This window comes from Paenibacillus salivarius (genome assembly GCF_051307165.1).
Taxonomy (GTDB): domain Bacteria; phylum Bacillota; class Bacilli; order Paenibacillales; family Paenibacillaceae; genus Fontibacillus.
The window spans coordinates 2,997,837-3,022,418 of sequence record NZ_CP195592.1 but is presented as its reverse complement, the minus strand read 5'-3'; the positions used below and the strand labels follow the sequence as shown (position 1 = coordinate 3,022,418).

General features: G+C 49.4%; 18 protein-coding genes. 15 read left to right on the top strand and 3 right to left on the bottom strand.

Annotation, left to right across the window (positions count from 1 at the left end):
* Positions 1–377 precede the first annotated feature (377 nt).
* The 8 genes from ACSFXJ_RS13685 to ACSFXJ_RS13650 all read left to right on the top strand — a co-directional run bounded on the left by ACSFXJ_RS13685 (position 378) and on the right by ACSFXJ_RS13650 (position 10,991).
* The gene (locus tag ACSFXJ_RS13685) at positions 378–719 is read left to right on the top strand and encodes a DUF1048 domain-containing protein (protein ID WP_435920908.1); all 342 of its coding nucleotides are present in this window, start codon (positions 378–380) and stop codon (positions 717–719) included.
* Positions 720–893: 174 nt separating this feature from the next.
* Positions 894–1,655 (top strand): ABC transporter ATP-binding protein, encoded by a 762-nt coding sequence (locus tag ACSFXJ_RS13680; RefSeq protein WP_435920907.1) that lies wholly within the window; start codon positions 894–896, stop codon positions 1,653–1,655.
* A complete protein-coding gene (locus ACSFXJ_RS13675; protein WP_435920906.1) occupies positions 1,656–2,405 on the top strand; it encodes an ABC transporter permease in 750 nt (249 codons plus the stop codon). It begins immediately after the preceding gene.
* Between the two features lie 204 nt (positions 2,406–2,609).
* Positions 2,610–4,880 carry a glycoside hydrolase family 3 N-terminal domain-containing protein gene (locus tag ACSFXJ_RS13670; protein ID WP_435920905.1) on the top strand — a complete coding sequence of 757 codons (2,271 nt, stop codon included), beginning with the start codon at positions 2,610–2,612 and terminating at the stop codon, positions 4,878–4,880.
* A gap of 88 nt (positions 4,881–4,968) precedes the next feature.
* On the top strand, positions 4,969–5,478 hold the full coding sequence (locus tag ACSFXJ_RS13665; RefSeq protein WP_435920904.1) for a DinB family protein: 510 nt from the start codon (positions 4,969–4,971) through the stop codon (positions 5,476–5,478).
* A gap of 165 nt (positions 5,479–5,643) precedes the next feature.
* Complete coding sequence (gene metE / locus ACSFXJ_RS13660; protein WP_435920903.1) at positions 5,644–7,938, top strand: 5-methyltetrahydropteroyltriglutamate--homocysteine S-methyltransferase; 2,295 nt, start codon at positions 5,644–5,646, stop codon at positions 7,936–7,938.
* Positions 7,939–8,110: 172 nt separating this feature from the next.
* Positions 8,111–9,232, top strand: a complete 1,122-nt coding sequence (locus ACSFXJ_RS13655) for an AI-2E family transporter (protein WP_435920902.1) — start codon at positions 8,111–8,113, stop codon at positions 9,230–9,232.
* 280 nt (positions 9,233–9,512) lie between these two features.
* On the top strand, positions 9,513–10,991 hold the full coding sequence (locus ACSFXJ_RS13650; RefSeq protein ID WP_435920901.1) for an Lsa family ABC-F type ribosomal protection protein: 1,479 nt from the start codon (positions 9,513–9,515) through the stop codon (positions 10,989–10,991).
* Positions 10,992–11,043: 52 nt separating this feature from the next.
* Here ACSFXJ_RS13650 and ACSFXJ_RS13645 read toward each other — a convergent pair whose 3' ends face one another.
* Complete coding sequence (locus ACSFXJ_RS13645) at positions 11,044–12,744, bottom strand: stalk domain-containing protein (RefSeq protein ID WP_435920900.1); 1,701 nt, start codon at positions 12,742–12,744, stop codon at positions 11,044–11,046.
* A gap of 138 nt (positions 12,745–12,882) precedes the next feature.
* Complete coding sequence (locus ACSFXJ_RS13640; protein ID WP_435920899.1) at positions 12,883–16,392, bottom strand: S-layer homology domain-containing protein; 3,510 nt, start codon at positions 16,390–16,392, stop codon at positions 12,883–12,885.
* A gap of 152 nt (positions 16,393–16,544) precedes the next feature.
* Here ACSFXJ_RS13640 and ACSFXJ_RS13635 point away from each other — a divergent pair, with 152 nt between their 5' ends.
* Both ACSFXJ_RS13635 and ACSFXJ_RS13630 read left to right on the top strand, forming a co-directional pair.
* On the top strand, positions 16,545–19,472 hold the full coding sequence (locus ACSFXJ_RS13635) for a glycoside hydrolase family 3 C-terminal domain-containing protein (RefSeq protein ID WP_435920898.1): 2,928 nt from the start codon (positions 16,545–16,547) through the stop codon (positions 19,470–19,472).
* A 62-nt stretch (positions 19,473–19,534) separates the two neighbouring features.
* Complete coding sequence (locus ACSFXJ_RS13630; RefSeq protein ID WP_435920897.1) at positions 19,535–19,708, top strand: hypothetical protein; 174 nt, start codon at positions 19,535–19,537, stop codon at positions 19,706–19,708.
* A gap of 48 nt (positions 19,709–19,756) precedes the next feature.
* Here ACSFXJ_RS13630 and sleB read toward each other — a convergent pair whose 3' ends face one another.
* A complete protein-coding gene (gene sleB, locus ACSFXJ_RS13625) occupies positions 19,757–20,383 on the bottom strand; it encodes a spore cortex-lytic enzyme (protein ID WP_435925762.1) in 627 nt (208 codons plus the stop codon).
* 238 nt (positions 20,384–20,621) lie between these two features.
* On the opposite strand from sleB, the gene ACSFXJ_RS13620 reads away from it, so the two are divergent.
* From ACSFXJ_RS13620 to ACSFXJ_RS13600, 5 genes are all read left to right on the top strand, one after another.
* Positions 20,622–21,164, top strand: a complete 543-nt coding sequence (locus ACSFXJ_RS13620; RefSeq protein ID WP_435920896.1) for a CueP family metal-binding protein — start codon at positions 20,622–20,624, stop codon at positions 21,162–21,164.
* 155 nt (positions 21,165–21,319) lie between these two features.
* A complete protein-coding gene (locus ACSFXJ_RS13615) occupies positions 21,320–21,967 on the top strand; it encodes a TetR/AcrR family transcriptional regulator (RefSeq protein ID WP_435920895.1) in 648 nt (215 codons plus the stop codon).
* Positions 21,968–21,969: 2 nt separating this feature from the next.
* Complete coding sequence (locus ACSFXJ_RS13610; protein ID WP_435920894.1) at positions 21,970–22,914, top strand: ABC transporter ATP-binding protein; 945 nt, start codon at positions 21,970–21,972, stop codon at positions 22,912–22,914.
* On the top strand, positions 22,901–23,782 hold the full coding sequence (locus tag ACSFXJ_RS13605; protein ID WP_435920893.1) for an ABC transporter ATP-binding protein: 882 nt from the start codon (positions 22,901–22,903) through the stop codon (positions 23,780–23,782). Before ACSFXJ_RS13610 ends, ACSFXJ_RS13605 begins: the two co-directional genes overlap by 14 nt.
* A 14-nt stretch (positions 23,783–23,796) precedes the next feature.
* The gene (locus ACSFXJ_RS13600) at positions 23,797–24,582 is read left to right on the top strand and encodes an ABC transporter permease (protein ID WP_435920892.1); all 786 of its coding nucleotides are present in this window, start codon (positions 23,797–23,799) and stop codon (positions 24,580–24,582) included.

Genomic DNA, 24,582 nt, shown 5'->3' with positions numbered 1-24,582 from the left:
TAAAGTAGAAACTTTTCACAATATTCACTTGTTAGAATTAGCTAAACCGCAAAGCAAAATTGAGCAAGGTCAATACCTCATGGGTATTGCAGGGGCGTGAACCCAAATTTAGAAAAAGTGTTGACGCCTTTACTACTCAGTGTTACACTGTACGTGTAATAAGCGTTACTGAATAGCGAAAATTAAAAAGCTATTCAGTAAATTTTTCCCCAGGTACTAAGTTATACAGAATATAAGTCAGACGGAATAGGGAGTCATGGCTGAGATTTTTGTATCCTTAAAGATCAATACCTTGAAGTCCATTTAGCTGCATAAGATATTCCGTCCGATCTTTTTGAAACAATGTTCGGTTTAAAACAAAAGGAGGAAAAATGAGCATGATGGAAATGTTCAAAAAAATGTTGAGTGATAAAAAAGAGTATAAGAAGATGATGGCTCGGGTGGAAGCCCTGCCAGAGGACTACAAATTCGTATTTAAGAAAATTCAAAACTACATGTGGAGTTTCACGGCGGGCAACGGGATGGATATGTTGCACATCCAGTATGAATTGATCGAGCTGTTCGAAGCCGGTGCATCGGAAGGCAGGCAAGTGTTGGATATTACCGGGGACGATGTGGCGTCCTTTGCCGATGAACTGGTTGCTAATGCCAGAACCTATTTTGCCAAGAATCGCGAAGATTTGAATCAGAGTATCTTGGAGCGGTTGAAGAAGAAATGAAATCCATAGATCCTACCGACTGAATAGCTGATTGAAAATGCGTGCGACCTCCGCTGTTCAGTTATATTTTTTGCCTGGTAATAAGTAATACAGAATATCTGTAAGACTGAATAGAGGGGTAAAAGCAATTGGTAATTTTGCTCCGTGAGGAGCTTTAAATAAGGAGGAACAAAGATGAGTAATGTAGCGATTTCCGTAAAAGCGTTAAAAAAATCCTTTAAAGAAAAGGAGGTTTTAAAGGGGGTGGATTTTGAAGTGCGGCGTGGCGAAATATTCGCGCTGCTCGGCTCAAACGGAGCAGGTAAAACGACGACGGTCCACATCCTCTCGACATTGATGAAGCCAGATAGCGGTGAAGCAGCCATTTGCGGCTTTGACGTCCGGCGGCAACCGGATCATGTTCGCCAGAGCATTAGCTTGACAGGGCAGTTCGCAGCTTTAGACGGTATGCATACAGGAAGGGAAAACCTGTTGATGATAGCCAAGCTGCGTGGCATTTCTAATCCCGCTCAGGTCGTCGACAAACTGCTCGCAAGATTCGGCCTAACCGATGCGGCAGGCCGCCGGGCGGATCAATATTCCGGCGGGATGAAGCGCCGACTTGACATTGCCATGAGCCTAATCGGAAGTCCACCCGTCATTTTCCTCGATGAACCGACGACAGGTCTCGACCCCGAAGCGCGGATTGAAGTTTGGAATACCGTCAAGGAGCTTGCCGACGGCGGCACGACCATCTTGTTGACAACGCAGTACTTGGAGGAAGCCGAGCAACTGGCAGACCGTATCGCCATCCTGCATGGGGGGAAAATTATCACGACCGGTACGCTTACCCAACTCAAAGAGATGTTTCCACCAGCGAAAGTGGAGTATATCGAGAAGCAGCCGACATTGGAGGAAATTTTCCTCGCAATAATCAGCAAAAAGGAGGAGTTATAATTGAAAAGCAAAACAGGAGTATTACTTGGTCGTTTAATGCGCAACATCATGCGGAGCCCGGATACGATTATTACGGTGGCGATTACGCCGATTATGATGATGTTGTTGTTCGTCTACGTATTTGGCGGCGCCATAGAGACAGGCACGGCCAACTACGTCAATTATTTATTGCCGGGAATCTTGCTGATGGCGATCGCATCCGGAGTCTCTTACACTGCCTTCCGGCTGTTTGGGGATGTAAAGAGCGGGCTGATGGCGCGATTCATCACCATGCCGATCAAGCGCTCATCGGTATTGTGGGCTCATGTGTTGACTTCGCTTGTTTCCAATGCGCTCACGGTCGTGGTGGTTTTCCTTGTCGCGCTCTTGATGGGCTTCCGCTCCGGCGCTAATATCCTGGATTGGCTTGCCGTAGCCGGGATACTCGGACTGTTTACGCTAGCGCTGACATGGCTCGCGGTCATTCCCGGGTTGGCAGCAAAGACGATGGAAGGGGCGACGGCCTTCTCGTACCCGCTGATATTCTTACCGTTTATCAGCTCGGCCTTTGTGCCTACCGAAACCATGCCCAAAATTGTCCGCGCGTTCGCTGAGAACCAGCCCGTGACTTCCATCGTGAATACGATTCGAGCCCTTTTGTATGAAGGGACTGTTGGGAACGATATCTGGATTGCGCTTGCCTGGTGTGTCGGCATTATGGTCATTTCTTACTTCTTCGCCAGTATGCAATTCAAACGTCAGTTAGGGTAATTGCCTATTAAGGATTAGCCGCCAAACCGCAAACCTGGACCCGTCCATGGTTCGCGGTTTTTTTGGGTTTTTTCCCGAACCGAAATGGTTTACATTATATTACTGCTGAAACGGCCGAAACATTTACTCGCGAAAATCGTCTAATAAATGAGCTTAGGCACAAAAAGATCGAGCAGTATCTGTTACGACGAAAGGATGTTTACATTGAAAATATGGCAGAGATCACTGATTCTCCTGGGAATGTTAAGCGCAGTCCACTTTGCGTATCCGGCGGATCAGGTATCGGCCAAGAGCCAATTTACCGATATCAAAGGCTACTCATGGGCGGAAGACGGAATCAACTATTTATCGAAAAGAGGGACGATAGCCGGATATGGGAACGGTATATTTAAACCGGCCAATCCGATTACCCGTGCCCAAGCGATTACTTACTTGATCAGAGAGATGTATCCTAATAGAGATATTCAGGCGGCAGATATCCATTTCCGTGATTTGCCCGTAACGCATCCTTTTTATGCGGAAATGGCCAAAGCGGCCGAGATCGGCTTGATCGCCGGTTTCGAAGACGGTACGATACGTCCCGATGCACCGATCAGCCGTGCCGAGACGGCTGCGATTCTGGCCCGGCAGTATCGGATGGAACATGGCGACAAGGTTGCTTCTCTTCCCGATATTCAGGGGCATTGGGGGAAAGAGCCCGTCGATTTGCTAGCTTCCAACGGCTTGATCGGCGGATATCCGGACGGCACGTTTAAACCGAATCGGCCCGTAAGCCGAGCCGAATTCGCTGTTTTTTTGACGAGAGTGATCCGGTTTGAACGGCAGGAGGCGATATCCGCACAGAACTGGGACGAACTCGTCAGTTACATGACATTGGATGAAAAGGCCGGGCAAATGCTGATGCCGGACCTCAGGATGTGGAACGGGAAACCGACTTATTCCTTAAACGGGGGCGTTACGGAAGTCATGGACGACCAGCAGCCGGGCGGATTTATCGTTTTTGATAAAAATATCACCGATGCGAAACAGTTGACGACATTCACGGACCAGCTACAGAAGGAAGCGGGCGACATTCCGCTTTTGGTCGGCATTGACCAGGAAGGCGGCGTCGTCAAACGGATTCCGGGCGGTACCAATTTGCCGGGTAACATGGCGTTAGGCGCAACCGGGCAACCGGAGCTTGCCATGCAGGCGGGCAAAGTCACCGGTACCGAACTATCGGCGCTCGGGATTAATCTGAATTTTGCCCCGGTTCTGGATGTCAACATAAACCCGGACAATCCGATTATCGGAATCCGCTCGTTCGGATCCGATTCCGGTCTTGTCTCGGAATTCGGCGTGAACATGATGCAGGGACTTCAGCAATCCGGGGTCATCGCCGCAGTCAAACATTTTCCCGGCCATGGAGATACATCCGTCGATTCGCACTTGGGTCTGCCTGTAGTAAACCGGGACAGACAACGGCTCGATGCCGTTGAACTGAAGCCGTTCAAGGAAGCGATCCAAAACGGTGCGGAAATGGTCATGTCCTCTCATATCGCATTTCCGGCACTGGACGATACCACGGTAAAATCGAAAAAAGACGGATCCGATGTCCATCTGCCGGCCACCTTGTCCAAAAAGATCATGACCGGATTGCTCCGGGAAGAATTGGGTTTTCAAGGCGTCGTGATCAGCGATGCGTTTACGATGGAGGGAATCGCCGAGCACTTCGGCGAAAGTGAAGCCGTGAAGCTTGCCGTTGCCGCGGGCGTTGACATTATTTTGATGCCGGACAATATCGAAGGTGCTCACCGGACCATCGTTAATGCCGTCAAAAGCGGAGATATCGACGAGAAGCTCATCAACGAATCCGTCATCCGAATTTTGAAACTGAAACAAAAATACGGCCTTTTCGCGCCTCGGGAAGCGCTCGAAACGAAGTTGGCCCACGTCGCGCAAACCATCGGTTCGAGCAGTCACCGTCAGATTGAGCAGCGCATTGCCGAATCAGCCGTCACCGAGCTGGTGAACGAGAATCAGCTTCTGCCTTTTCGGTTTAATGACGGCGATGTGGTCACTGTCATTGCACCGACCGGCGAACAAGCCAAACGGATTGAAGCCGGACTGAAAACGATGAAGGGAAGCAAAAAAATAACCATCGAAACGATTGATTTGAAAGAATCGAGCCGTTCCGAAATAAACTCGGCCGTTACCCGAGGAGACGCAATCATTTTGGCTTCCTATTATTTTCGGAGTACGATGCAAAATATGGACTGGAATGCTTATCAGGAGCTGATAGACTCGCTAAACGGAAGCTCCAAACCGTACGTTCTCCTTTCTATGGGGAATCCATACGAACTCATGCATTTGAAGAACGTTAAGGCGGCCATTGCCGCGTATGGCGCGGAAACGCCGAACATCGACGCTGCCATGAAAGTCGTTCTCGGAATCCGTCGGGCCGAAGGAACACTTCCGGTTTCAACGGTTAGATGAACAGATCGGCGCATTCGTGCTTTTTGAAGATCGGAACCGATAATGGTATACTTTTTTGGGAAATCCGAATGTAGAGGAGCGAATGTGGATGTATCACAGCATTAATGAATTTGTCCAAGACTGGGAACAAGAACGGGCCCTTACTGCAAAGGTGCTTGAAGCTTTAAGCGACGACTCTCTCGGTCAAGCGGTTTCGGATGCTCAAAAGAGAACGTTGGGAGACCTGGGGTGGCATTTGGTCGGCGCTCTTCCCGTCATGCTGGGAGCCGCGGGACTTCAAATTGACGGTCCGGAATTTAAGCGCCCTACGCCTACCCGTGCTGCCGAGATTGTCGATGCCTATCGCAAAATGAGCGATGCTGTCGCCGTCGCTTTGAAAGAACAATGGTCCGATGAGAAGTTGGCGGAGAGCATCCTTTTGTTTGGTCATATTGATACCACCTATGCCGGGGTTCTGCAGACCGTGGTGCGCCATCAAATTCATCACCGCGGCCAAATGACGATTTTGATGCGTCAGGCAGGCGTCGTACCTCCGGGCGTTTATGGACCGAACGAAGAAGAAGGAGCGGCGATTCGCGCGGCTCAACAGAGCAAATAAGACTTAATCGGCAGGAACCTTCCGTTTGGAGGGTTCTTTGTTTTTCATATTATGGATAGTTCGATATAGCTATTAGCTATAACTGGATATAGTTTATTGGAGTTACATTATACCTCTTAAACCGTGATATCTTTCTTGTAACAATTCATATGGGAGTGTTACGAGATGGCTATAAGCAGTGTGTTGGGGTACCCCCGGATCGGTGCGGACCGGGAATGGAAGAAGGCATTGGAAGCGTTTTGGGCCGGAAAATTGGCTGAAACGGACTTTGAGGACAAGCTGAAGGAAATCCGGTTAAGTCATTTGCGCAAACAACAGGAGCAGGGGATCGACCTCATTCCGGTCAATGACTTTAGTTATTATGATCACATTCTGGATACGGCCGCCATGTTCGGCATCGTTCCGAAGCGATTTTCCTATGAAGGCGGGATTGTGCCGCTTTCCGTTTATTACGGAATCGCCCGAGGCACGAAGGAAGCGGCAGCCAGCGAAATGACCAAATGGTTCAACACGAATTACCATTATATCGTTCCCGAACTGGATGGGGCAGCGCCGACGCTTACGGAAAATAAGCCGTTGCTCGCTTACCGCGAAGCGAAAGAGCATCTCGGGATCGAAGGAAAGCCGGTCATCGTGGGACCACTAACATTTTTAAAATTATCCAAGGGCTATAAGCCATCCGAAACGGACGCCTGGCTTGAACGGCTGTTGCCGATTTACGGACAGATTCTTCGGGAACTGGAAAATGAAGGCGTGCAGTGGGTACAGATCGATGAGCCGGTTCTGGTAACGAAACTGAATGAAGAAGATCTTCGCCGCTTGAGAACCGTTTACGGGTCATTGGCAACGTCGGCTCCAAAGCTTAACATCATGCTGCAAACCTATTTCGAATCGATCGAACATTATAACGAAATTGTTCAGCTTCCCGTGAGCGGCATCGGAATTGATTTTGTGCACGGATTGGCGGGGAATCTGGCTTCATTGAAAACATATGGATTTCCGAAGGATAAAATACTCGGTGCCGGAGTCATCGATGGGCGCGGGATTTGGAAAGCTCCGCTCGGGGATAAGCTTCATTTGCTTGAAGAACTCAAAGGATTCGTTTCAGAAGGAAACTTGATTGTTCAATCCTCCTGCAGCTTGCTCCATGTACCCGTTACCGTAAAGAATGAGACGAAGCTGACGGCAGAGCTCAAAAATGCGCTCGCATTTGCGGACGAAAAGCTCGATGAGCTCGTGCTTCTCACTAAAGCTTTATCCTCCGGTAGCGAAAAGGGCACTCCAAATGAACTGGAGCACTATGACCAGGCTGCGAACGCATTGAAACAATCGACGGTACGTAACCGGACCGATATTCATGAGGCGGTTGCCGCCATTACCGCAGGACGTCCGGCACGCAGTCTCCCTTTCGCGGAACGTCATCAGCTTCAGCAAGCAAAATGGCAGTTGCCCTTATTGCCTACAACGACTATCGGCAGCTTCCCGCAATCCGCGGAAGTACGCAAAGCCCGCCAGTTATGGCGGAAAGGCGAATGGAGCAAAGAGCGGTACGACGGTTTTATTCGTGAACAAATCGATCTCTGGATTCAATATCAGGAAGAAATCGGTCTGGACGTGCTTGTGCACGGTGAATTCGAACGAACGGATATGGTTGAATTTTTTGGCGAGAAGCTGGCCGGATTCGCATTTACAGGGTACGGATGGGTACAGTCCTACGGTTCCCGCTGCGTGAAACCTCCGATCATCTACGGAGACGTCGCTTTCGAGGACCCGATGACCGTCGAGGAAACGAAGTACGCGCAATCCCGGACCAATCGCCCGGTCAAGGGGATGCTTACCGGCCCGGTAACGATCTTGAACTGGTCGTTCGTTCGTGAAGACATCACGCGTGAGCAGATCGCGTACCAGCTGGCGTATGCTTTAAGGCAGGAAGTAGAGGCGCTGGAACGCGCCGGCATCGGCATGATTCAGGTTGACGAGCCTGCGGTCCGCGAAGGGCTGCCGTTGAAAGAGGAGGAGCAGGCAGACTATCTCGCCTGGGCTGTGAAAGCCTTCCGCATGACCACTTCTTCGGTTCAGGATACAACGCAAATTCATACGCATATGTGTTACTGCGAATTTCACGATATGATCGATTCGATCGAAGAAATGGACGCGGACGTCATCTCGATCGAAACTTCCCGGAGCCATGGCGAGCTTGTACACAGCTTCGAGGAAAACACATACAAACTCGGAATCGGTTTGGGCGTGTACGACATCCACAGCCCCCGCGTTCCGCAGGTGGAAGAAATGACGTTCATGATCGACCGGGCCTTGCGGGTGTTGAATCCCGAGCTGTTCTGGATTAATCCGGACTGCGGCCTAAAAACCCGGGGAACGGAAGAGACGCTTGCCGCTTTGCGTAACATGGTGGAGGCAACCCGGCTTGCGCGGGAAAAATATATCGTGAAGACCGTGTAACCGAGCCAGTAACACCTTCTCAAAGGCGGATGGAAAATTGAAGGCTTCCCTAATAAGGGAAGCCTTTTTGACGCCGAACAAAAGAGGACAAGAGATTACCGATCTGGTATAATACGGGCCATGACCATTACTGAAAACAATGGAGTCGGATGTTAAAAATAGGAGGAAGGACATGTTCAAAAAGAGGTTTTTCGTGATTGGAGCCGGGATAGCGCTAACCCTGCTCATTATTTACCTTTGCTCACTCGTGGATTTTATTTTCTTGCCGTTTGTGTCGCTGTTCAGCCTGCTGATCGTGCCGCTGGTGATCTCCGCTTTTTTCTATTATCCGCTGCGGCCGCTCGTCCGCTATTTGGAAAAGAAGAGAGTCAAACGCATTTATTCGATTCTGTTCGTCTTCCTGGCGGGAATTCTTTTTATTATCGGCTGCTCCTTCTGGGTCGTACCGACGCTGTCGGAGCAAATTCAGGGCTTTGTGGAGTATGCGCCGCGGCTTTCGCAAGATATCGTATCTTTGATCCGGGATTTGCAAGGCAATGAAGCGATCGCAAAATTCATCCCGGAGAGCAATGAAGATATGCTTTCGCAAATTTCGTCCTACCTCGACGTTGCGGTGAATTGGATATCGTCAAACGTATCGGGAATGTTCGGTTTTATCTCGAACTTCTTTACGGTCATGATTACTTTTCCGGTGATGCTCTTCTTTATGCTCAGGGATGATCGACGCGTACAGCCTGCCTTGCTCAAATGGATTCCGGCAAAGTTTAAAGCGAAAGGCAAAGTTTTTCTGGATGAAGTCGATAGCGCACTGAACAATTTTATCGCTGGCCGCGTCATTGTGAATCTGGCGCTTTGCGTGCTGCTGTATATCGGCTTTTTGGCCATCGGGCTGCCGTCGACGCTGCTGCTCGTCATCATTTCCTTTTTCCTGAATTTCATTCCGTTTATCGGGGCTTTTCTGGCCGGAGTGCCTGTTGCGCTGGTCGCTTTGTCCGAATCTCCGACCATGATGGTGGTGTCCATCATCATCATCGTCGTCGCTCAAGTCATTCAAAACAATTTCCTTGAGCCGCTCATTTTCGGGAATCAGCTGAATATGCATCCTTTTACCGTAATCGTTGTCGTCTTGATCGGGGGCGATTTATTCGGCATCGTCGGGATGATTATTTGTATTCCGATTTATATGACGATAAAAATAGTTCTGCGATATGTCTATGAAATTATTCTCAACAAAAAAATGGAAAACGACGAAGAAGAAGTCAAGGAAGAAGTCCTTGCGGAAACTCCTCAATAGAAGACCGCACATTGAAATGAAAAAAAGGCTATGTTAAAATACGTTTAACATGAAGACGGGAGTTGAAGAGGATAATGGATTTTTCTTGCTAAGAAATAAAACAATCAAAACGATAACCATCGTTAGTTTTATTTTTGCATGCAAGAAAGTCCCTATATCTTTTTCACTCCTACGGCAGATCCTGAACTAATCCGCTTCGGGTTAGTTTCACTGTATAGATTTGAGCTGCGGGAAGGGTGACTTTCTTGCGGCTCATTTTTTTATACAGGAGGATCAATTGATGTCACTAATCCGTGTTTCGAATTTAACGTTTGCCTACGAAGGCAGTTATGATCCGATATTTGAGGATGTCAGCTTTCAAATCGATACCGACTGGAAGCTTGGATTCACGGGCAGAAACGGGCGCGGGAAAACGACATTCCTACAGTTGCTGCAAGGAAAATACGAATACGGCGGACACATATCGGCAGCGGTTGAGTTTGAATATTTTCCGTACAAAGTTGAGAACCCGGAAGTTCGGACGCTCGACGTCATCAGCGACATTTATCCGGACTACGTTCAATGGGAACTATCGCGGGAGCTATCGTTGTTGAAAGTGTCCGAGGACGTGTTGTATCGCTCTTTTGATTCGCTTTCCAACGGGGAGCAGACCAAGGTGATGTTGGCTGCCTTGTTTTTGAAAGAGAACCGCTTTTTGCTGATCGATGAACCGACGAACCACTTGGACATGCATGCGCGAAAGCTTGTGAGCGATTATCTCAAGTCGAAGAGCGGATTTATTCTCGTGTCCCACGACCGTTCTTTTCTCGATAACTGCGTCGACCATATTCTTTCCATCAATCGGACGAACATTGAAATTCAAAAGGGGAATTTCTCGGATTGGCTGGAGAATAAACAAAGGCAGGATGACTTTGAGCTTGCGGAAAACGAGAGATTGAAAAAAGACATCAAGCGCTTGTCGGAGTCCGCTAAAAGAACTGGCAACTGGTCCCACGAAGTGGAGAAAACAAAGAACGGCACGCGGAATTCCGGCTCCAAAGTCGATAAAGGCTACATCGGCCATAAGGCCGCAAAAATGATGAAGCGCTCCAAGTCCATAGAACAGAGGCAGCAGAACGCCATAGATGAAAAGTCCAAATTGCTGAAAAATGTCGAAAGTGCGGAAAGTCTAAAAATTTCCCAGCTTGCTTATCATAAAACCCGGTTGGTTGAACTCGAACAAGTTTTGATTCAATATGGGGATAAAACCGCATGCCGGGATGTTACGTTTACGATCGATCAGGGAGACCGGATCGCGCTCTCTGGCCGCAACGGATCAGGCAAGTCGAGCATTTTAAAACTGATTTGCGGCGACGAGATGAGTTATACAGGGACCTTCAGGAAAGGAAGCCAGCTTAAAATATCCTATGTTTCTCAGGACACCTCTCATTTGCAGGGGAATTTGACGGATTATGCCCGGGATCATGGGATCGACGAGAGCTTGTTTAAAGCGATTTTAAGAAAGCTGGACTTCTCCAGAGTTCAATTCGAAAAGGACATCTCATCCTATAGCGGCGGACAGAAGAAGAAGGTACTGATCGCCAAAAGTCTTTGCGAGCAGGTGCATCTGCATATTTGGGACGAACCGCTAAACTTCGTCGATGTCATGTCGCGGATGCAGATTGAAGAACTGCTGCTGGAACACAAGCCGACGATTTTGTTTGTCGAGCATGACCGGGAATTTTGCGAAAATATCGCAACGAAGGTCGTAGAATTGTAAACAGGCCGATAAAAAAGGATGGCGGATTGAACGCCATCCTTTTTTTGACTGCTTAAGATGAGGAAGAAGGAGAGGACTCCGGGAGCTTGAGAATGACGCCGCTACCGTGAAGAGCCTGAACGAAGATGCCGAGCTGCTCGGATACGAAACGTACGGGAACGAACGTGGTTCCGCCGACGATCGTCGGAGCGGCATCGGTTTCCACGCGTTTGCCGTTAACCAGGATATTTTTTTCGCCGATCACAAGTTTCAATAAGCGGTTATCTTCACGGATGGTGACGCTGCGCTCCGATTTGTTCCATTGAACTTCCGCCCCGAGCACCTCCGAAACGAATCGAAGCGGCACGTAGAACCTTCCGCTTTGGTTAAACGGAGCTTCGCTCAAGCTGACCATACGGCCAAGCACATAGACGTTTCGGTCTTGACGAAACAAAATCTCCGGAAAAGGTTCATATTTGGTATACAGAACTTCGGTACCGGCCTTCTTCATCGCTTGAATGACGGCCGAAGAGCCGGATGGTTCACGGTAGTCGACGATGTTGTTTTCGATTTCGAGTTGTTTCAGATTGGAACCGGTTTTGAGTCCTTCAATCGAAACGAGCGAGTTGTTGCCGAAGTAAGCGTACTCGAGTTCCGGCCAATGATTGATGACATTGATGGATGATATGCGGTTGGCAACGGCGTTAATGGAACGCAGCCGAGTCAACCCTTGAAGCGATTCAATCGAGTTCAACTGGTTCAAGCTGATATCGAGATATTCCAGTTTCGTAAGTCCGGAAATTGGAGATACGTCGGTCAAGCCAACCGCGGGTAGAGAAAGTCGTGTCAGACCAGGGAACTTGGCAACGATCTCGGGATGCTTCAGCTGCGGGTTCTGGCCTGCGTCCAATTGTTCCAGCCTGGAAAGCGAAGCGATCGGCGTCAGATCTTGAATACGGGCCGCTTCGATGTTCAAACGGACGAGATTGGTCAAGCCGCTTAACGGTTTAAGCCCGATAGGCTTCGGGTTCGGGTTGTCATTGGCGATCGTCAAATAGGAAAAAGACAGTTCGGTCAGCTTTTTAAGCCCGCGAAGCGGTTCCACATCGACGAGCGGGTTTGTATCCAATGCAAGTTTCCGCAGCTTAGACAAGCCGCTAATCGGCGACAAATCTTGAACGTGATTGCCTGTAAGATCAAGCTCCTCTAGAGAAGTCAGGTTCCGCAGCGGGTTAAGATCCGATAATGATCCGTTATACTGCAACGTCAGCTTTTTAAGCTTGGTCAAGTTTTGCAGGCCGTCCATCGACTCGAGCGAAGCCGCAGAGACGGTCAGTTCCTCCAGGTTGCTCAAATTCCGCAGCGGGGCCAAATCTTTGATTTTATGCTCCGGAATATAAGAGTGCGTGTAATCTTGAGCGATATGGAGACGCTTTAGATTTGTGAAATGTTGAAGGCCTTCAAGGCTTTGAATGCCGGGGAACGTGCCGAACATTTCGCCGCCCGCCTCGTCTTGCGAACCCGAAGCCCCCTGAACCATGGCATCATATGATTTCATCGTATCGATTTCCGTTACTTTGGCGGCATCCTCGGCGGTAATGGAACCTGTAGGCTTTACCAGGATTGAACGGACAATACTTTCAAGGATAGGGTCCTTGATCGTGATCGACTCGGAAGCTGCCGATGCGGAATAAGAAGTTGTTGTTAGAGTGGGCAGGATCAAAGATAAGAGCATGAACAGCCTTGTTGCCAAACGAATATGCCTTAATTTCATAAACGGTCACCTCGGAATTTTGTAAAATGATTCGATATATTGACGGTTAATCCTGGAAAAAGTTGCGAATCCGCTGTTCCGCGTCAACAAAAAAAATAAACCACTCTAGCCATAACTAGAGTGGTTTTTGTTTCCGGCTCACCGCAAATAAGGATAACCCTGGTTCTTAGCGGGATCAATAGCCCAAATTCCCGTAAAGTCCCATCCTTGGAAGGAACCTTGGAATTTCATTTGCATCTCGGTTAATCCGGTACCATACCCGTTGGCGGCGAAACTGTTTTGATCCTGGTTAAAAAAGCTATTGTTAATTTTTGATGTACTGCTGCTTTTTCCTCCAACCAGGGCGCCAATATTTGTGGCCGTGCTGATAATGGTACCGGAAGCGTAACTGTTCGTTATTGTGCCCGTACTTATCAAATCCCCGACAAGGCCTCCGATATTAATAGTGCCTCCCCCGATTTTCGACAAGGAGAAGCTATTTAAAATGGTTCCTCCGTTAATTCCGGCGAGTCCGCCTGCTTGTTGGCCGTTGCTGATTACATCTCCCAATGAATAAGACTTTTGGATCAATCCTTCATTGGTGCCGACAAGACCGCCTGCTCCAAAGGTGCCCTTCACTGAAATGTCGGCAAAAGACCGGCTGACCGAAGCGCCAAGGGCGACTCTGCCCACAAGCCCACCGGTATAGTAATACCCGTCGATCCAACCAGTCCCTTTAACAGATGAAGCATTCAAATAGCTGCCTGAACCCATATATCCTGCTATGGCGCCGACGTTAGAATAGCCTGAATTGATGGCCACATTTTCAAGATGCATGTTTTTAACAATGGCGCCGTTACCTAAAATCCCGAACAATCCAAGATTCAATTGATTGCTCGAGGATATGGAAAGATTGCGGATCGTATATCCCGCCCCGTCAAAGATGCCGGTAAATCCGTTTCCTGAAACACCGATGGGAGACCAATTTAACCCGCTGAGATCAATATCGGCGCCAAGCACGAAATGCGCGGACAATTCATTCCTCACATTGCTGAGTTGCTCGGCATTCATGATAACGAACGGATCGTTGACTGTACCCGTGCCGGAGTCAAAAGGGCCTTTCACTTCGATCGGATCGCTGATTGCTTCCGTAAGGTGAACCGCTGTAAAAAGAAGTTTCACATTTTTGTCCGTACCGTTTAAGGCCAAGTCGGTATAGGATGCGATCCCTTGATTCGCCTTCACGACCGTCGTTCCCGTGAGGATGGAGCTTCCGCTGTGCACGGAGGCGGTTACGTCAAGGTCGGCCGATGAGGGATTGTCGAAAGCATCTAAAACATGGATGACCGGTTGAACGGAGAAAACCTGGCCCTGTTCAACGGAGCTGCTCGGCTGGGTATGGATCGCCAGTTTTGCGGGGTCAGCGGCCGCGATTAATGCGGATATGCCCGCGTCTCCATTTTGGATGCCATCCAACGAAAAATTCAATGCTTGCGCGGCTGCCGAATTCAACCGAATCAAAGCCGTTGCCGAACCGTTGCTAAAGTTAAGCTGTACATCGGTAGAATTGATGTTAAGGATCGAGTTGTCAAAACTTCCGATGCTTCCGTCAGGGGCGGGGGAGTATCCGGAAATTTTGACATTATGCAGCCCGTTGAAACCTGAATCTATCGTACCGTCGGATTTATATACGTCGAAGTTCACAGGAATCTCACTGCCTGCGGCATATTGCGCTTGATGATTAGCTAATGTCGCTTGCACCGAGTAGGCGGGGACAATTGCAGGCGGTATGGTTACGGTTACCGGAACGGTAGAGTCGAATCCTTGATATCCGGCCGTAATTATCGTACTGCTGGGGCCCACCGCCGTAACGATTCCTTGACTTACGGAGGCAATGATTTCATCGTTCGAAGCCCATACGGCTTCATCCGAGACGTCCTTTTGGGTTCCATCGCTCATCACAGCCGTAAGGGTAAGGGTAGCCGTTTGATTCAATCCGTTGAAATCAATCGTCACCGGAGAAACTTCGAGACGAATCACCGTCGGTTCCGGTTGTCCGCCGATGTCTTCAATCTTAACTGTCACCGGAATGCTGATGGACAAACCTTTGTAGGTAGCATGTATCAATGTAGAACCTTCTCCGGCCGCTGTCACGACTCCCCTTGAAACGACGGCAACCCGTTCATCATCGGAAGCCCATACCGAAGATGCGGTCACATTTTTTGTGGTTGAGTTGCTGAATAAAGCTGAAAGTGATACCGATTGAGTGGAGCCAAGCGCATTCAAAGTAATGCTTTTAGGTTCGTAAACCAATTGAGTGACGGTAGGAGCGGGCTGTCCCGTATTTCCTCCTCCGTTATTGCCGCCACTCCCAACAGATGAGCTGCTCTGTGGTCTGTCGTAGTTTTCAACGATTCCCTTGCCGATGATCGTCACGCCGCTACCGATGAACGCTAGCCCGATGCGCGTGTTTTCCTCCAGCTCGACGATGACGCGGTTGACTTCTTGATCGGCCACCAATTTATCGATTCGACCGGAAGAAAGGATGGTATGAATTCCGGAGGCATAAACAGCCGTGGTCGTGAAGCGACCCGAGAGAAACACCGTACTGTTTGCTGGAATCAGCTTGGACAAGGTCACGGATTCAAAGCCTTTTCCCGTCAATTGCCGTTCCTCAAGACTCGCGCCTGAATCAACCGTGGCGTTGCGGATCGAACTGCTTCCGGAAGCTACAATTCGAATCTGTCCGTCGTCTTTGTTCACATTCATCGAACTTACGATCGTATCCTCCAGAAATACGCTGTTTTGACCGCCACCATTGACGTACAGCTCTCCGTCGATCGTCACTCCCTGAAGCGTAACTTCTCCGTCACCGACAGAACTGGCGATGGTTACGTTGCCGGTAATCCGGCTATTTTTCAATCTTACGCCGGATGCTAGGATTTTCACGTCTCCTTTGATCGTTTGTTCGCCGACTTCGGGCCCGTAATTTCCGGCGGCACTATAATTACTATCCGGCTCATTATCCGCTTTCGTGCTGTTTTGAGCCAACGTGATTTGATATTGGGAACGTTCCAATATAACGACCGCTTCAGCCCTCGATAGGTACTGTTTCGGGCCGATCGTCTGATCCGGATAACCATTCATCCAACCGGCAGCGATAACGGCGCCGACGCTCCCTTGACTCCAAGCGGGAATGGGATCCTTGAAATTTTTAACGGCCGAGCTGTACGCCGGAAGTTGACCCAGATGGCTTAACATGACTGCGGCTTCCTGACGGGAAACGGGTTGGTTAGGCTTGATAGTTCCGTCGGAATAACCTGATATGTAACCTGCCTCCAAAGCGAATTCAATGTCTTGCTTAAACCAGGCGTTCTCAGGGACATCGGAATAATGAACGTCCCGTCCGGTTTTGAATCCGATTAAGCCGTTTACGATATGCATCCATTCCGCCCGGGTGATGTTCGCATCGGGACGAAAGGAGCCATCCTCATAACCGGAAATATCTCCGCTGCTTATCCATTCCTTTAAAGTGGGTTCGGCCCAGTGCCCGGCAATATCCGAGCCGGCTTGCGCCGACGCAAAATGTCCGGAAATCGGAAGTCCCGATACCATCATGACTGCGATTAACAGGAAAGCCCAAATTCGCTTCGGTTGGACATACGACATAATCTTCCTCCAAACATTAAAAATTTAAATATATCAATTTATTATATGATATGTTTTTAAAGTAAGGTAACCATTTTTATTTGCAAAATCGTTATACTAGAAGAGGAAATATGACTTCAACTCATTCCAATCAAATTGGAGGAAGAGACTTGATGGACCAAACGAAAGATCACTTGCATGATTTACCGATGTGGAATGCGGACCTCGCTCTGGAGGACAGACTGGACGACATGCTTTCCCGCCTTACGCTGGACGAGAAAATCGGGCTGATGCCGTCGCGTCAGGAGGCGGTGCCGAGACTTGGAATCCCGGAATATGGCGTCGGGGGAGAAGCGGCACATGGCTTTGTTGCCAGGGAAGGTCCTGCAACCGTTTTCCCGCAGACGATCGGATTGTCTTCCACCTGGAATCCGGAATTGCTGCAAGAAATCGGAGAACTGATCGGAGATGAAGCCCGAAGCTATTATGAGCAGCGGGGAGGCTCGGGCGGATTGACGGTTTGGGCGCCGACGGTGGATTTGGAACGGGACCCGAGATGGGGGCGAACAGAGGAAGCTTATGGCGAGGATCCTTACTTAACCGGGATTTTGGCAACGTCATTGGTTCGAGGAATGCATGGTGACCACCCATTTTATATCAAAATGGTACCGGCGTTGAAGCACTTCTACGCAAACAATAATGAGAGGGACCGGCTAAAAAGCTCTTCATCCATCGATCCCCGGAACAAAAGGGAATATTATCTGAAGGCTTATGAGCGGGCCGTGGTAGAGGGGCGGGTTCATTCCCTTATGACCGCCTACAACTCGATCAATGGAGTTCCTGCGATCGGACACCCGGACGTGAAGGGTGTGCTGAAGGAAGAATGGAAGCTGGACGGCTTTGTCGTTTGCGACGGAGCCGATATGCATATGACCGTCGATGATCACAAGTATTGCCGTACCTATGCGGAAGCGGTGGCTTTTGCGATCAAGGGGGGCATCGATTGCGTCACGGATGATTCCGCGTTGGTAAAAGACTCGATTCGTGAGGCGCTTGGACAAGGTCTGTTGGCCGAGGAGGACCTGGACCATGCCATCCGTAACGTATTCCGCATCCGTTTCCGGTTGGGGCAGTTCGATCCGCAGGAACGAAATCCTTACGCGCAAATTCCGGCAACGAACATCCATCATCCGTCGCACCGGGCGACAGCGCTGAAAGCTGCCAGGGAAGCCGTTGTTTTGCTGAAAAATGAGCGCGGTACGCTCCCGCTTGAAGCAAGCTCCATCAGCCGTGCCGCAGTCATCGGGCCGCTTGCGGACGTTGTATACCGGGATTGGTACACCGGACATCCTCCGTATGTCGTAACCCCGCTTCAGGGAATCGTCGCGGCTTTGGCGGGGGCAAGGGTCGATTTTCGTGACGGGGACGACCGGATTGCCATACGTTCAGACCGAACCGGAATGTATGTCGGAACGAAAGGGTGGGACGATGGCGGATTGGTGGTGAACCGTCCCTATGCCTCGGCAAACGAGTATTTTCGCCGGACGGATTGGGGATGGGGCGTACAAACGCTACGCTCGCTAGCCAATGGAAATTATGTTACGGCAGCCGACGAGAGAAAGCGCCTTCAGGCAACGGCGAAGGAGATTTGGGGCTGGTTCGTCAAGGAGCAGATCGGAATCGTCAGCAGGGAGGATGGATCGATCGGCATCCGAACATGGAACGGCCGCCATGTAGCTTTGGCAGAAGCGGATTCGAAGGAACCCGAACTGATCATCAACGATTCGCAAAGCTTACTAAGCCAAGAAAACGGGACCGATCCCGAAGAAGCAACTTCTTTCCGTCTTGAAACCGTGAGCGACGGGATTGAGGAAGCGGTGAAGGCCGCCCGTGAAGCGGATGTTGCGATCGTATTTGCGGGGAACCACCCGCTCATCAACGGCAAGGAAGAAATTGACCGGCCGGGATTAACGCTGCCGGAGCATCAAGAACGCCTGATCCGTGCCGTTCACGAGGCGAATCCAAATACGGTGCTCGTGATCGTCGGAAGCTATCCTTTTGCGTTGAACGGACTGGAGGAGCTGGTCCCCGCCATCATTTACACGGCCCATGGGTGCCAGGAACTCGGAACGGCCGTAGCCGACGTATTATTCGGCAGGTACAATCCCGCCGGACGGCTAAGCATGACATGGTATCGTTCCGAAGAACAGCTGCCGGATATCATGGACTATGACATCATTAAAGGAAAAAGAACTTACCGCTACTTCGACGGCGATCCGCTTTATCCGTTCGGTTACGGATTGTCGTACAGTACTTTCGAATATACCGGACTTCGCGTCAAAGACCCGCAGCCTCTTAACGGAGAGCATTTCACCGTAGAATTTAACGTGGAAAATACCGGAGAACTTCCGGGGGACGAGGTTGTTCAACTTTACGTACGCTCTGGGGTTTCGCGGGTCATCCGGCCGCAAAAGCAGCTCATCGGATTCCGGCGGGTTCACTTGCAACCGGCTCAGAGACAAAAGGTGGAGTTCACGGTTCCCGTTTCCGAACTTGCTTTCTGGGACGTCACCCGTGAACGGTATTGCGTAGAGTCCGGCGAGTACATGATTATGGCCGGAGCATCCTCGGAAGATATTCGTCTTAACGCATCTTTGATGGTCCAAGGGGAAACCGTTCCGCCGCGTAATTTGTATGCGTGGACGGCAGCCGAAAACTATGACGATTACGAGGGGCTATATTTGGACGAGTGGAGAGAAGAGGGGGCGGGTACCGGAACGGGACAAATTAACGGGACATGCATTCGTTCCCGCGAAGGCGCTACCGCATGGGCCGCTTATGATGACGTTGACTTTCAGCAAGGCGCGGTCCGCTTCGAAGCGCGAGTTCTTTCCGAAACGGATTCCCGCTTAAGCATCCGGATAGACAGCCCAAAAGGGAAGGTGATCGGTGAAGTCGTCCTACGGCGATCTGAAGCAGGTTCCGAACCCGCATGGCATACTGCAGCATGCAATCTTGAGAACGTTACGGGAACCCAACGGATCTTCCTGGAGCTGGACAAAAGCGTAAGGCTTTCCCAATTTCGTTTCATCGCTCCATAGCGGGAAATGAATGAATTTGATTTGAACAGGAAAATCTATCTCCATAAGGAGGGATATTCCATATGCCTTATGACCACAAGCGTGATCTGACGGACGGGGATCCGGATACCATCTATGAAGACACGCGTCCTCATACCCGAACCGGCTTCATGCCGGAACAGCCGGACGTCACGGCGCTTCCTCCGGAAGAAGCCGAAAAAATGGGTAACGGCGGACGGTTCGGCGCTGACAAATAGGTAAAAAGACAGGAAACGGGAGTACTCTTCCGATCCTGTCTTTACTTTTTAATCCGTAAAAATATGACTTCCTATTTTAAGCTTCTGAGGACGGGACCAGATCCAGGCGCTGGTCGCGGTGCCCGGATTAAAATAATACAAGGCACCGTAAGACGGATCCCATCCACGGACGGCGTCTTGTGCGGCCAAATAAGCGGTTCTGTCCGGCGTCAGCCAAAATTGTCCGTCGTCCACGGCCGTGAATGCGCCGGGTTGAAAGACAACGCCGCTAATCGTATCGGGAAACTGATCGGATTGGATCCGATTCATGACGACCGCACCGACGGCGACTTGGCCGGTATACGATTCTCCTCTTGCTTCGCTGAAAATCACTTTCGCCAAAATATCCATCTCACTCTTATTCAGAGAGTACTTTTTAAGCGCTGTCCAGGTTTGGGGACCGACGGTTCCGTCGACCTGAATCCCATATCTCTGCTGGAAAACTTTAACGGCATTTTTCGTATATTCTCCATAGTAGCCGGTTAGCTGTTGGTTGAATATACCGAGCGCTTTTAGGCGATATTGCAGATCCCATACATCCCGGTTCTCGCTGCCCAATTTCAATGTAGGCGCCGCAGCGGCTTGCGAAGATCCGCCATAGATACCGATTCCGAACGAAATGATCAGGACCAGCATGAAGCCCCGGAATATTTTCATTTGCGGAATTCCCCCTTTCCTGTTCGATTTTATGGGCAATAGCGCAGGAAGGGCAACCCACAACATTTGGCACCGTGGTAATTTGAGGTTCCTGCCTTCAGAATTATGAATATTTCATGACCGTTCTCGAGTTCGTATTTCGGAACCTCGTTTTGTGTATAATAGAATAGATTGGAAATATTTTAGGAGAGTATGATAGAAAAGGACAGGTGCCCATATGAGACGAAAAAGGTTCATGTCGATCGTTTTGATCGCTGCTTTGCTTGGAACGATGCTTCTTGCCGGTTGCGGCGATAAAAAGAAGGCGGATAAGCCGGTAGCGACGACGACGGATATCAAGCAGCTTGTGAACGATTACAGTACGGATAAGCTTCAGGCCAAATCCGCGTCGATTACTTCGGAGCAACTCATCGTCACTGCCGAGGACGACCGTAAAACAACCTACGATTTGCCGGACGACGAATTTTTTGTATCGATCGCTCCTTACGAGAACCAAACGCATCCATGCGAGATTCATAGCTTAACCGGATGCCAAGGCGAGATGGCGAACGAAACGTTTAATGTTACGGTAAGCGACCAGGACGGCAATGTTGTGGTTGAGGGGGATTATCAATCCCTGGACAACGGCTTCATCGACCTCTGGCTGCCGCGTGATCAAAAATGGAATGTCAAAATCGAACACGAAGGCAAGGTCAGCGAGGCGGAAATTTCGACATTTTCCGGCGACAACACTTGTATCTCCAACATGCAGTTATCTTGATAACATTCCGAAAAACCGCGTAATCACGCGGTTTTTTTATTTACGCAAGCCAGGTAAGTGATCACTCATTATTGTGATTGACTCTTGGGTAGCAAGGGAATATACTCTTGGTGAGTAATTACTCACTTTTTGTGTTTCGTTGAAAGGAAAGACATATGAAAAATAATTTATTCGAAGCTCTGCTGGAAATAAAGAATACGAAGACCAAAACGGAAAAGCAGCAAAAAATTGTGGAAACTACCGTGAATTTGTTCGCCGAAAAGGGTTACTCCAATACCTCGACCGCTGAAATCGCCAAAGCCGCGGGAGTGTCGGAGGGGATCATTTTTAAGCATTACGGGACGAAAGAAAATTTATTGCTGGCGGTTCTCATCCCGTTCATTAAAGATTTTTTGCCGGAGATGGCGGATGAAGTATTCAGAAAGACCTTTAACGATAATACGTTGACGTTCGAGCAATTCTTTAGAGGTTTTTTAAAAGATCGGGCGGATTTTCTCTTGGCGAACAGGGAAATTTTCCGGATCCTCATCAAGGAGATGATGTATAAAGAAGATTTAAGAAAAGAGCTGCTTCCTTATTTTGCGGGGCAGATCGTGCCCAGATTCAAAGCCGTATTGGAGGCATTCAAAAGCCGTGGCGATTTGGCGGACCGGTCGACTGACTCCATGCTAAGCATGATGCTCACTTTTATATCCGGTTTTTTTGTATCGCGTTTTGTTGTTCTCGATAATTTCACCGTCAGTGAAGAGGATATCGAGCAAGCCGTAAAGTTCGCCATGGACGGAATCGGGAAAGGGGCCTGAAGATGCCGGTACTCGTGATAGACCATCTTACGAAGGATTACGGACACAACCGCGGGGTGTTTGATGTTTCGTTCCAGGTTGAAAAAGGGGAGGTTTACGGTTTCTTGGGGCCGAACGGTGCCGGGAAAACGACGACGATCCGTCATATTATGGGGTTTTCCCGGCCGCAAAAGGGGCGCGCTCTGGTTAACGGACTTAACAGCTGGGAATACGCAAGCGAGATCCAGCATAACCTCGGATATTTGCCGGGAGAAATCGCACTGCCGGAATCGCAAACCGGAACGCAATTTATCGAGATGATGGCTCAGCTTCGTGGGTTAAAGGATTTAGGACATATACGCGATTTGATTCAAAGGTTCGAGCTTGATGTTTCGGGGAGCTTGAAACGAATGTCGTTAGGGATGAAGCGCAAACTTGCCATCGTTACGGCTTTTATGCACGATCCCGCCGTTCTCGTCCTCGACGAACCGACCAGCGGCCTGGATCCAATGATGCAAGGCGTATTTATCGACTTCATCAATGAAGAAAAGAAAAGAGGAAAGACAGTGCTGCTGTCGAGCCATATTTTTTCGGAAATCGATGCCACCTGCGACAAAATCTCCATCATCAAAGACGGACGGCTCGTTTCCACGTTTATCGCCGATGAGCTGCGTCATAGCGAAAGGAAAACGTTCGAAATCGAGTTTTTGGCGAAAGCGGATTTTGAGCGGTTCAGAATCGAGGTGGAGGCGCCAAAGAGGCTGGAAGTCGTCTCCGTTCAAGTAGCCGAAAACCGGGTCAAAGTGACAGTCAACGATCGGGACATCAACGATTTCATGTCGGTGATTTCCGAGTACGAATTAAAATGTCTTTCCGAAATCAAATTTACGTTGGAAGATTACTTTATGAAGTTTTATGACCGGAACCCAAATGCGGAAGGGGGGAGACATTCCGATGCCGCTCATTGAAATCCGAAACTTGACGAAAGACTACGGGGAAGGGCGCGGCGTTTTTGACATTAACCTTACTATCGAAAAGGGAGAGGCGTTTGGTCTTGTCGGTACGAACGGCGCGGGGAAAACGACGGTGATTCGCCATTTGATGGGGTTCCTGAAGGCCCAAAGCGGGAGAGCTGCGATCCATGGCTTGGACTGCTGGAAAGATGCCGCCGAGATTAAAAAAACGGTAGGATACGTCCCGGGCGAAATTGCCTTCCCGGACGCCCCGACCGGTGAGGCTTTTCTGAAAAGGCAGGCGGAATTGATGGGGCTTGCGGACTTTTCATATGCGGAAACGATCATTCGAAAGCTGCAGCTAGACCCGACGGCGAATTTGAAGCGCATGTCTAAAGGTATGAAACAAAAAACGGCTATCGTCGCCGCTTTTATGGGCGATCCCGACATTCTTGTTTTGGACGAACCGACGACCGGACTCGATCCTCTGATGAGAGCCGAATTTGTGGAGCTTTTAATCGAAGAAAAGAGGAGAGGGAAAACGATCTTCATGTCCAGCCATATGTTTGAGGAGGTTGAGCATACCTGCGATAAAGTCGCCTTAATGAAAGAGGGGAAAATGATCGCCGTAAAATCGACTTCGGAAGTCAAGCATCCTGAGCGTAAGGTGTATAAAATCGAGTTCCTGTCCCATGCGGATTATCGGAAGTTTGTTACGGAGCCGTTTGACTTTTCGGAATTGCGCGAAAGCCAAAATCAAGCAGTAGTCCAATTGCATGACCGCGACATCAATATCCTTACCAAGACGTTGACCGGGTATCGGATCAAGTTCATCACCGAAATTAAGAATTCGCTCGAAAAATACTTCAAAAGCTTGTATTGAGGAGGAACGGACCGATGCTGAACAAGGCCGTTTTTAAGCAGACGCTGAAATCGAACATAAAATTATGGCTTATATTTACCATTGTCATGAGCGTGCTAAGTGCTGTCATGGTTGCCGTGTTCGATCCAAAAACGATTTCCGGAGTATCGGATATGGTAAAAGGCACGCCGTTGGCGGAAATGTTGGGGAATACTTCGTTTCTTGGGATGCTGGCACAAACCTTCTTTTCGATTCACGGGGTTCTTTTACCGCTGATTTATATCATCATGACCGCCAACAGCCTGATCGCCGCGCAAGTCGACAGGGGTTCGATGGCTTATTTGCTGTCCACGCCAACCAAACGGAGCGCCGTTGTCGGAACGCAAGCAGGTTACCTTGTACTATCGCTGGTCGCCATGTTTTTGATCGTAACGATTGTCGGTTTTGGCTCCATTCGAATATTTCAGGGAGATATCGACTACAGTGCGAAGGATTTCCTGATGCTGAATGTCGGTTTGTTTCTGTTGATGTTCGCGACCAGCAGCATTTCATTCCTGTTTTCCTGCGTCTTCAATTTATCGAAAAACTCATTGGCTTTGGGCGCTGGCATTCCCATCGCGTTCTTTCTCTTTAAACTTGTATCCCAGGCCGACACCAGTCTTGAAAGGTTGAAATATGCGACATTGAACGCATTGTTCGATACAAATGCGATCTTAAACGGAGATGGTTATGCCATCGAGTTTGCGGTTCTTGCCGCAGTGGGAATCGTTCTATATGCGATTGGCATTCGCGTGTTCCAGGCGAAGGACCTTCCGCTTTAA